Genomic DNA, 9,875 nt, shown 5'->3' on the forward strand with positions numbered 1-9,875 from the left:
GTTCTTGTTTGGGCCAGGTCGGCGGGACGGTGCACGTTCTGCAACACATCTGTCGTCGAGTCGGCCGAGCTGGGCGAGCCGGTGCCGATAGGAGAGCTTGCGCACAATGTCGGTTGGTCCGAAAGTTCTCCCCGGGGTGATGATCCGCTACTTCTCGACCAGAGGGGTAACGCGAGCAACCTCATTTTGGCGTGCCGGAACTGCCATAAGCCGATCGATGACGGCGGCGTTGTCGGCCGCTACACGGTAGAGGAGCTACGACGTCGCAAGCAGGATCATGAAAGCCGGATCGAGAGTTTGACGGCCATCGGAGCCGACCGCTCCGCCTACGTGCTCCGCGTCGTAGGCGACATCCGCGGAGTCCCTGCCGAGTTGACGCGGCCAACCGTGCTAGCCGCGACAACAGCAGTCGGACTCTATCCAAGAATCCTTCCGGGCAGCCACTGGGACTCTGACGCTGACCTCGATCTCCGCAATCGGGGCAGCCTCACCACAATGTCTGACTTCGAACGCCTAGCCCACGAGATAAGGGACTTCACCAGCCGTGTGCATGATGGCGTGCGCCGCGATGCTGTTGCCCGCCTCGCTGTGTTCGCCTTCGCCCGCATCCCGCTTTTGATCGCCCTAGGGGCGCACCTGGATGACAAAGTCCCTACACTAGTCTTCCAACGGCGGCGCACAGACGTCCTCAATGCGTGGACCTGGCCAAACGACCAGAGACAACTCGTCATGTTCGGGGTATCAAGGGTCCGTGCGGGCCTGCCAGGCCAGCCCGTTACGTTGATCGTGAATCTGTCCGGCACTATCCATAACCACGACCTGCCGGCTGAGGCAACGACCCATCACCACATTTATGTGATCACTCCGGTGCCGCCTGCCCGGCCGGGCCCAAACCTGATCTCCTCTCCTGTCGACCTTGCCTCCTTCGAGGAAACGATGCGTGGCTTCCTTGCGGCTCTTGAGGCGAACCACGGAAATCTGGATTCGATCAATGTCTTCGCCGCGATTAGCGTGTCGGCTGCCGTAACTGTCGGCCGCGTTCTCATGCCCCAGGTGTCGCCCATGCTTAAGATTTATGACCGCGACAACAATGGAGCGTTCTTCCTCGCGCTGCGAGTTCGCCGTTAGACCAGGGCACGCAGACGCAGGCTGACGGGTGAACCGAGGTTCCCGCTGATCCACTTCTCACTGACCCCGGCCAGCCCCCGTACCGGAACTTCAAGCACAAGCGGGGCGGTGAATGCGAGGATCCCCTGCTCGCACCAGCAAGGACTGAGGGCGCACGCGCTGGTCGATGCGCGCGCGTACCCCCTGCCCGGTGGCAGCATGACTGCATCTCAGCGGTCCGGAGGGCTGGCTTTCACCCTCTCGACCAGGCGCAGCTCATCAGGTCGTGGACGAAGCTGCCGGTCGCAGTCTCCGGCGGCTTCGCCCCCACGGACGTCGAAGCCAGGCAGACGACACGACGCTCCTGGGACATCCTCGTCGTCGGTCGCGGAGTCACCGACTCCCTGGACCCCGCCGTCGCCGCGGGACCTCGCCGCATCGATCGTACTCACCGAAGGGCACCACCAATGCCCATCACCCCACTCACCGTCGATCGCATCCCTGACCTCGAAAAACTGCTGGCGTTGGGAGAGCCGTACATCAGGCTGCGGGACTCATCGGACTACTGGCTGTACGCCACGCTGTTCGCCGACACTTGCCCACTAGCCATCATCGACGGACAGGTCGCCGGGAGCGTGATCGCCTTCCGAAGCCAGGTCGACCCCTCGGAAATCTATCTGCAAGACGTGATGACCCACCCCGGCCACCGCCGCGAGGGAATCCACCCGGGCGCTCGTAGAGGCAATCCACCGGCAGGGCTCCGCCTGGGGATGCCGCCGCCTCTTTCTCACCTCCGAACCCGACAACTACGCCGCCCACAGAACGTGGCTCGCTCTGGGCTTCAGCAACGTTGACGGTGACACCACCGAGGCTGGTGTAGCCGTGACCTACAACTACAAGGGGCCGGGGAAGCACCGCGCCGTGTACGAGCGACCGATCAGCGGCTAGCAAGGCACCGGCGGGCCCGCCCAGGTGCCGAGCCCCGGGAACCTCCAGACGTACGAAATCGCGGATTGGCTAGAAATTGATCACTGTCTCCGAGTTTGCGAGCAGCAGGACGGTCTACGCGGTCATGCGCCGGCGGTGACGCCAGACCGCCATGACTACCGCAGGACGCCGTTGCGGGAGCGGCGGCTGGACGATGCGTCCACAGAATGACAACTATGTTGCGGTTCCGCCATCCGCTGCTGTGTGTCGCGCCCAGTGGCTCAGCACATCGTCCAGTCCTCGACGGTCAGAACTAATTCCTCGGCGCGGGTGGTCGGGATGTTGTGCCGTTTGGCGATCTCCGTCATTGCCGCTTCCTCGCTGATTTCGACGTCGTCCTCGGTTGCCTGGTTGAACTCAGTGTTGAGCACGTATGCCTGCTCCGTCGGGACCTTGCAGGCGTTGGGCTGCGTCAGCTTGTCCCGGACGATGGTTTGATTGAGCCGGTAGCCTCGCCAGGACGCGGCGTCTCCCTTGGCGGCGTGGGACCAGCGCCCGTCTGGCGCCCATTCGTAGACCGCGTAACTCGGCACGACCTCACGCCGGTCATAGGTGACCACGATTGACAGCGCCTGCCATCCCTGACCTCGATGGCTCTCGACAATCTGCGACGCCACGTCAGTGACCTGCTGGCCGGTAACGGGGTAGACGCGTAGTTCCACCCGGAGGGCGAGACGACGAGCTCCGGAGCCGGCGCTGACGTCTCGTCGTTCAAAGATCTCGTAGGCAGCTGCGGGATGTTCAGGTCTCGCTTCGCGAGTTGCTGCTGCCGGGGGTGTGGTAGCCGTAGCGGTTGGTGAGGTACGCACAGTGGTGGCGGAGGCGGGCTCCGGCGTGCGGGCGCTCGGTGAGGGTACCGGTTCGGTAGCAGGGCTGGCCGGAGCAGGGCGAGGGGGCGTGGGGTCGCCGATGATCAGACCAAGAGTGGCCAGACCCGTTCCACCTACGCAGCACATGAACAGCCCACCCACGACCACCACCAACAGGACGAGCCCTACCCTTGCATTTCGAGATGGGGTCCCTGCGGCCACGGCTGGTACCAGTGAGGGCTCTACGGCCGACAACCCATCGGGCCCAGGCGGCTGTTGAGCCGAGGGCTCAGGCGGACCGGGCATCTGCGGCACGGCATCTCCAGTGAGAGGGCGTACCGCGATTGTCGCCGCCGCTGCAGCCCCGCGCGCTCCGCCGAACAGCGGAACCATCAGCCCCACAACGGCACGCGCGTCCGTCGAACGCTACTGCGGCGCGGGTGGGACGACTTTGGCCAAGTCGCTGACGAGGCCGTACAGGCTGGAAACTTCTTGTGCGAGGTCGCCGAGAGTGATCGTGGGCGGCAGCTGAACCCGGGCTCCGAACATGCACGCGCCATCAATTTTGGCCTGCGCTTCGCCGAATCCGATACCCACATATCGGGGCATGCCAGCGGCCACGATCTGCTGATGGCCCGCCCTGTCATGCGCGGCTCTGGGGCGGGCGGGGTTGGTGACCCAGTCGCTTCGCGCGGTGTCCATGAGTGGCCACATCGCTGCCAGGTAGCGCCAGTTGTAGCAGGCAGAGGTCGTGATGTTCCGCTGCTGCAGGCACACCTTGATCGACGGCCCACGCGGCTGTCGGGGTCCTTCGCCTGCATACTTGGGAAAATCTCGGACCGGCAGGTTCTCCTCAACCTCGACCAGAATCCGGTAGTCCTTTTCTGCTGCCTCGGTGTACAGCCGAGCAACCCAACTGACGCCGGCGGAGGAGGAGACAAGGTCATGGCGAATCGGGGCTGGAGGTGCGAGCTGCCCGTGGAGCCATGACATGCGCGCGCGGAGTGCGATCACGAAGTCTTCCCCAGGCATCAGGTCGTTCCAGGCCGTTGCGGCATCGACTGCCGGTAACGCGCCAGCAAGGTGCGCGATCCACGCGGTGGCGCACGTGGCAACCCAGGAATTCGTGCTCGCCTTATACGCCTCGAGCAACGTCTCCCACGTCAGCGTCCGCCATCCTGAACCCGACCCCACATCAATGACGAGGCGGCCGGGAAACACGAGCACGTAGACGGCAGCGTCCGGGACCGCGGCGGCATACCGCTCCAACTGGAACGTGCCGAGCCCGGCGAGGACCTTCACCTCCATGACCGCCACCCGTTGCCCCTGCCGCTCAATCACGATGTCCGGCTGGCTCGCCGGATCAACCGCCACCTCCCTGCGGACCACCACGTCCCCCAGCGGACCAGACAGCCCGAGCAACCGACCGAGAGGAGCAGGATCGGTGGCGACCATCACGGCCAGCATGTCCGACCAACGCACCTCCGACGACATCGGCAAAGCAAACCTGATCGCGGGCAGGATCACAACGCTCACCATCGTTGCTGGAGCGCTGATCGTCAATCAGAAGTCCGTCCAACCAGGTCCGCCCCAGGGCCCGGCTCACCCTGCACCGATAGAACCTGCGGGTGCGCTAGCAATTGCCCGCCGAAGCCCGCGGCAGCAGGCGAATCGATGCCGAGACATGTATAACGACAGCGAGCCCAGGCATGCAAAGATGGCCTGGCGGGTCGGGGGTCTGCGGCTGCAGCGGCAGGAGTACGTGCCGCGGGGGGGCATCGAGCACTTCATCCCCGGCTCCCGCACCCCACGGATGTCGTAGGGCGTCCGGACCTCCTGATCCGCCATACGGTGTCCTGGGATCATGGACCCGGAGGACACCGACACGCCAGCCAGCGCCCAACTCGTTCATCGTGGTCACCGCAGCCAAGACCACACCCGCTGCAGCACCTCGAGGCTGGCGCCGGTCATCCACCAGTGCCCTGGCTGGGCAATGTTGGAGCCGGCACTACCGGGTCCCCCCGCCGCGCGCGCCGCCACAGAGATCCATCTATTTCCGTCTGCGGCTCATCGTCATCGGGCTTCCACGGGTATAGCCGGACGCTGACGAACCGGCCCAGTGTAGGAACCGGGAGTTCCAGCTCGGCGGCCATCCGCGGATGCGGCGCGTAATGACCGAAGATCACAATGCCCTCCGGCTGAAGCTTCCTACGAGCGTCCCGCACTCGCTTGGCGCTGTCGACCTGCTGGGCGGCGGTGAGTACTGTTGCCCTGTTGATCAGTTCTCCGGTCAACTCCCTGAATAGGTTCGTGACCGCCGTCTGCCCGCGAGTGGCGTAGGCGATGAGTTCGAGCTTCCGCGGATCAGTGATGTGCAGCAGCGTGTTCTTCACTAGATCCGTGCCCGGGGAGATCCAGAGGATGCGGTCCCGACCCCGATCGTTGAGCCGGCGCTTACCGTCGCGCTGCTTGCCCGGCGGACGGAGGACGTCCTCGCTGATGCGGATGAGACCAGACGCCCAGCGGGCGGTGTATTCATTCGCCCATATCACGAGGGCGATCTTGTCGCCGCGGCTGTACATCTCCTGGGGGATCTCCCAGTCGTACAGATTCAGTGACCACTTGCAGTCGACATCGACGCCAGCGATTCGAAAGTCGAGGTCCTGACCGTCGTCGAACCCGAACTCCCGCTGCAGCCAGATCTCGACGAGTGTGCCAACGTGCGTCTTCTCCGTCTTCAGCAGCTGGGTATAGTCCCATCGCCCGGTGCGCTGGCCGTCGTAGATTTGGTCGAGCGCCTCCCGGATGGCGTATCCGGTGCGGACACCGTCGGGGTCGAGCGATCGGATCGCGGCATGGACCGCCCAGATCTCGGGGTCCTCGTCCGGCGACGGTGGACGGGCGTCGGTACGGAACGGCGCTGGCCCGGTCACCATCCGGGGCCTGCCGGCGATCGAGGGCCGGACCGGCAGGACCCGGTTTCGGTGGACGCGCAGTGTGCGCGGAAGCGCGGCCGAGACCGGATCGTCTTCGAACAGCTCTCCTTGCACGGTCGACACAGGAGCAGGGTGTCAGAGCTGCGAACCATCGGTCAATCAGCGAGAGTCCGGAATTCGCTGTCCGGCTGGCGGATCAGTGCAGGTATTTCTTCAAGTGTCTAGCGATGGCTGCGGCAAGACCCGAGGGAACGGCGTTGCCGATCTGCTTGGCGATCTCCGTCTTGGAACCGCACCACTTGTAGTCCTTCGGGAAGTCCTGCAGCAGTGACGCCTCGTAGTGGGTGATGACCCGGTTGACTCGCCGATCCGGCCGGTTCGGTTCCCATTGCGGGTGCAGGTATTGGCCCTTCTCGGGCTTGAAAAACTCGGTACGGATCGTCAACGACGGAGCGTCCCAGCGCATACGGCCCATGACGTCGGTGGTACCGGTCTTCTTCTCCCGCCAGCATCGCGACAGCAGGTGATCGGGAAGGTTGAACCGTCCGCCGCCGGGAGGGATGTGGTCATAGCGCTCAAGCGACATCGTGGTCGGCTGACGCCCGAAGTGGATGTCGTAGCCCGAGAATTCGCCTCGGATGCCTTGTTCGAAGAACACCGTCTCCCTGCTTGGGAGCTCGGTGGTCGTCGGGTGTTCGTCGACCCATCCGATCGCGTCGCGTACCGTCCTCCACGGCCTCAGCTCCCCGGTCGGGACCTTTGCGTGCGTGGGTTCGGGGAGCGGGATCTCACCGATCCGCGACCCGATGACGATGGTACGCGGCCGGCGTTGCGAGACCCCGTAGTCGGCCGCCAGCAGGACACCGGCGGTGAGTTTGTAACCTTGGAGGATGCCGTGGTCGGCCTCCTCCATCAATAGCTGGAACTCGTTGGTGCGCGAGAACCGCTCTACGTTCTCGATCACGAAGACCTGCGGATGCGCCTTGACGACGAAGCGTAGGTACTGCTTCCACAACTTGTTGCGCGGGTCCTCGACTGACTTGGTGCCGAGGTTGGAGAAGCCCTGACACGGCGGCCCACCGATGATGACGTCCGCATCGGGGATCTCATCATCCTTGATCTTCTCGATATCCTCCCACCGCGTGTGTTCCTTACCGAAGTTCGCGGCGTAGGTGGAGGCCGCGGCACGATCCCACTCGACCGAGAGAATCGGACGGAAACCTTCATTATGGAAGCCGACGGTCATACCGCCACATCCTGCGAAGAGGTCGATCATGCTCAGGCGGTCGCTCACCTGCGACATGATAGTTCGCCTCCCGCCTGCCACAAGCCAGCCGCGCCAGTGAGGTAGAACGCATGTCCGACAGATCGTGGGCGTCCTCGATCGGCGTACGCAAGTCGATGCAGGCCAACACCGGCCGCGACACCAAGCCGGAGCTGGCACTGCGGCGCGCCGTCCACGCACTGGGCCTGCGCTACTACGTCAACCGCCGACCGATCAAAGCGGTACGACGCACCGCCGACCTGCTGTTCCCCCGACTCAAGCTGGCCGTCTTCCTCGACGGCTGCTTCTGGCACGGCTGCCCCGAGCACCACACGATCGCCAAAACCAACGCGGCGTTCTGGTCGCAGAAGGTCGCCACCAACCGGCGCCGCGACGTCGACACCAACGAGCGATTGACCGCAGCCGGCTGGACTGTCATCCGGATCTGGGAACACGAGGCGACCACCGACGCCGCCGCCCGCATCGCAGCGGCAGTGACCGCGATGCGCCGCACGCCCTCGGATTATTGATCTCAATCAAACCCCTCCTCCGGGCGGCGCGACTTCCTCAATCAACCTCGGCACCCCACCATGCAGCCATCCAGGCTGCGCCCCGAAATTCACGCTCGCGGCACCCGGAGGGTCAAGTCGTGCTGGTGATATGCGGCATTCGAATACCCGAAGGTCGTTCGTCAACCCCGAGGATATGAACAGCTTTACGCGAACGGACAGACTCGTCGACCCGCTGGGAGCTTCGGGGCTCGGCGGTCTTCCGGCTCGGCCGTTGATGTCACCCGTCGCATACGGGCGCGGGGTTTCGGCGTCAGGCTCAGGGCTCGAAAAGCTTACGGTCCGCCTCGTCCCTTAGGCCGCGGCGCATCTGTTCGAGAACCTGCCCGGTCAGCTCCCCGTGTCCCAGGACTTTGGACATGGCGACCGCCACCCACGCCTCTCCGGTCAAATCGAAGGCCAGAACATCGGCGAGCTGCCGGTGCGAGGTCCATGTCCCGCAGAGCAGCGCGAGGCCCTCCCTCGCCATGTCGACACGGGTAGCCCGCACCCGACGCATCGGGTCTGCACGATTGGCGCAGACCGTGAGGATTACGCCCCGGGGGATGACCGTCTCCGCTGCCGCGCGAAAGAGCGCCTTGAGCCGTGTCTCCTGCCCAGCCGAGCCGAACACGACCGCCCGGTCCGGCTCCGACAAGCCCTTCAGTGGATTCGGCCTCAAAGGCGTCCACTCGTATAGAGGCACGCTGTACGTGTTGAAGGCGGGCACGGAGATTCCCCGCTTACGGTCGCCGTTGCCGTCACCATTGTGGAGAAACGCCCGATGAGTCCGCATGAGCCACGCGCGGTGCCGGTCACGTACCAGATCCACGTGGACCAGCAGACAGAGCTCACACTGTCCCTCGCGAGGGATCATCCAGCTCTGCGATCCGTCTGTCGTTGCGGTGCCTTTTACGTCGACGGGCACCCCAGCGATCTCGGTGTCGGGGTGTCTCTTCTTCTCAAGGCCAAGGTTGTCTAGTAGGTGGTATTGGAGCTTGGTGCCGACGGTTCGGCGTTCATCGGCTTCGACACGCTCGTCGAGCAGGTCGAATCGGTGAGTCCGGTAGCCGTCGAGGACATAGAAGATGGAGTCCTCGACCGCATCGCCGATGAGCTGGCTCAGGTCTGGTCGTCCGACCAGATCGCGACGAACCGTCTGAAGACCCACGTCTTCCTCCGGTTGCTCGATGACGTGCGAGTCACCCGTGAAGTCACTGATGCATCGCGAGCCCACCGGAGCTACTGGGTTACCTCGAGCGGTCCGCTGTGTAGCAGCCGTAGTCTGCCCCTCGGCGCTGGCATCTTCGAACGCAACCACCACTTCAGCTTAGTGCGCAGGATGCATGAAGATCAGAGCCTACCGGCCGTGCTGCAGGAACTACCTCCTTCCGGCGTGTTTGGCTGCGTCCTCGAAGACAAGCACATGTGGTGGCCGACCGGGGGCGTCGGAACGTCTCGGACGGGTAGGCCAGGGCGCAGCACCCGGGGCGAGGGCAGCGAAGGCCCTGTTAGCGAAGTGTTTGAGAAGTCGGTTCAGGTGTGGGTTGCCTGGGCCGGTTTCGTGTGTCGGGCCAGGCGGGTGAGCATGACGTGGATCATGGCCCAGGTAACGAAGGCGGCGTGGCTTGTGGGTAGGTGTTCGTAGTCGCGGACGCAGCGGCGTTTCTTGCTGATCCAGGCGAAGGTGCGTTCGACGACCCAGCGGCGGGGCAGCACGACGAAGGTGTGTTGTCCGGGGAGTTTGTGGACCAGGTGCACGGTGAGGTCGAGGGCGTGGCGGGCCCAGGTGCTTAGGGTGCCGATGTAGCCGCCGTCTGCCCAGAGCGGGCGTAGGCGGGGGTGGAACAGCCGGGTGCGCCAGAGCAGGTCACGGGCGATGGTGCGGTCGTTGACGTGCGCGCCGGTGATCATGACGGCCAGGAGCAGGCCCATGGTGTCCACGACGATGTGGCGTTTACGGCCGTTGACCTTTTTCACGACGTCGAAACCGCGGCTGTGTCGGGGCACGGTGTCCGCGGCGCGCACCGATTGGGAGTCGCGCCGGCGGTGGGATGCCGGTGCCGTCCGGCGGTGGTGCGGCACTGCTCCCGCAACCGGTCGTGCAGACGCATCAACGTGTGATCATCGGTCGCGTCCGCGCTGGTGGTGTAGGAGACGGCCATCGCGTGATCCGGTCTGATGTTATGCGGCGATCGAGGTCGGGTCGGTCTGGTCGGTGGCG

The 9,875-nt window shown here is 64.6% G+C and carries 8 protein-coding genes; 2 read left to right on the forward strand and 6 right to left on the reverse strand.

Annotated elements, in window-relative coordinates:
- Positions 1-387 precede the first annotated feature (387 nt).
- The gene (locus FB455_RS35000) at positions 388-1,128 is read left to right on the forward strand and encodes an SAVED domain-containing protein (RefSeq protein ID WP_377647951.1); all 741 of its coding nucleotides are present in this window, start codon (positions 388-390) and stop codon (positions 1,126-1,128) included.
- A 1,187-nt stretch (positions 1,129-2,315) separates the two neighbouring features.
- Here FB455_RS35000 and FB455_RS31990 read toward each other — a convergent pair.
- From FB455_RS31990 to FB455_RS32005, 4 genes are all read right to left on the reverse strand, one after another.
- Entirely contained in the window at positions 2,316-2,711 is a 396-nt protein-coding gene (locus FB455_RS31990) for a hypothetical protein (RefSeq protein ID WP_013284941.1), read from the reverse strand.
- Between the two features lie 618 nt (positions 2,712-3,329).
- A complete protein-coding gene (locus FB455_RS31995; RefSeq protein WP_145755703.1) occupies positions 3,330-4,466 on the reverse strand; it encodes a PDDEXK-like family protein in 1,137 nt (378 codons plus the stop codon).
- 404 nt (positions 4,467-4,870) lie between these two features.
- The gene (locus tag FB455_RS32000; protein ID WP_049794810.1) at positions 4,871-5,962 is read right to left on the reverse strand and encodes a NaeI family type II restriction endonuclease; all 1,092 of its coding nucleotides are present in this window, start codon (positions 5,960-5,962) and stop codon (positions 4,871-4,873) included.
- 73 nt (positions 5,963-6,035) lie between these two features.
- Positions 6,036-7,142 carry a DNA cytosine methyltransferase gene (locus FB455_RS32005; RefSeq protein ID WP_013284937.1) on the reverse strand — a complete coding sequence of 369 codons (1,107 nt, stop codon included), beginning with the start codon at positions 7,140-7,142 and terminating at the stop codon, positions 6,036-6,038.
- Positions 7,143-7,195: 53 nt separating this feature from the next.
- Between FB455_RS32005 and FB455_RS32010 the strand changes: the two genes are divergently transcribed.
- Positions 7,196-7,633 (forward strand): very short patch repair endonuclease, encoded by a 438-nt coding sequence (locus FB455_RS32010; protein WP_013284936.1) that lies wholly within the window; start codon positions 7,196-7,198, stop codon positions 7,631-7,633.
- A gap of 298 nt (positions 7,634-7,931) precedes the next feature.
- Here the strand turns inward: FB455_RS32010 and FB455_RS32015 are convergent, their stop codons facing one another.
- Together FB455_RS32015 and FB455_RS32020 are read right to left on the reverse strand one after the other, a co-directional pair.
- On the reverse strand, positions 7,932-8,972 hold the full coding sequence (locus FB455_RS32015) for a NaeI family type II restriction endonuclease (protein ID WP_162881511.1): 1,041 nt from the start codon (positions 8,970-8,972) through the stop codon (positions 7,932-7,934).
- 215 nt (positions 8,973-9,187) lie between these two features.
- Positions 9,188-9,736: a transposase gene (locus FB455_RS32020; protein WP_083791310.1), complete on the reverse strand. Its 549-nt coding sequence runs from the start codon at positions 9,734-9,736 to the stop codon at positions 9,188-9,190.
- Between the last annotated feature and the right edge of the window lie 139 nt (positions 9,737-9,875).

The organism is Micromonospora sp. CNZ296 (assembly GCF_007827635.1).

Bases quoted from the DNA above. Each gene is read 5' to 3' on its own strand.
- FB455_RS32005 (WP_013284937.1), bottom strand. From the start codon at position 7,142: ATGTCGCAGGTGAGCGACCGCCTGAGCATGATCGACCTCTTCGCAGGA.
- FB455_RS32010 (WP_013284936.1), top strand. From the start codon at position 7,196: ATGTCCGACAGATCGTGGGCGTCCTCGATCGGCGTACGCAAGTCGATG.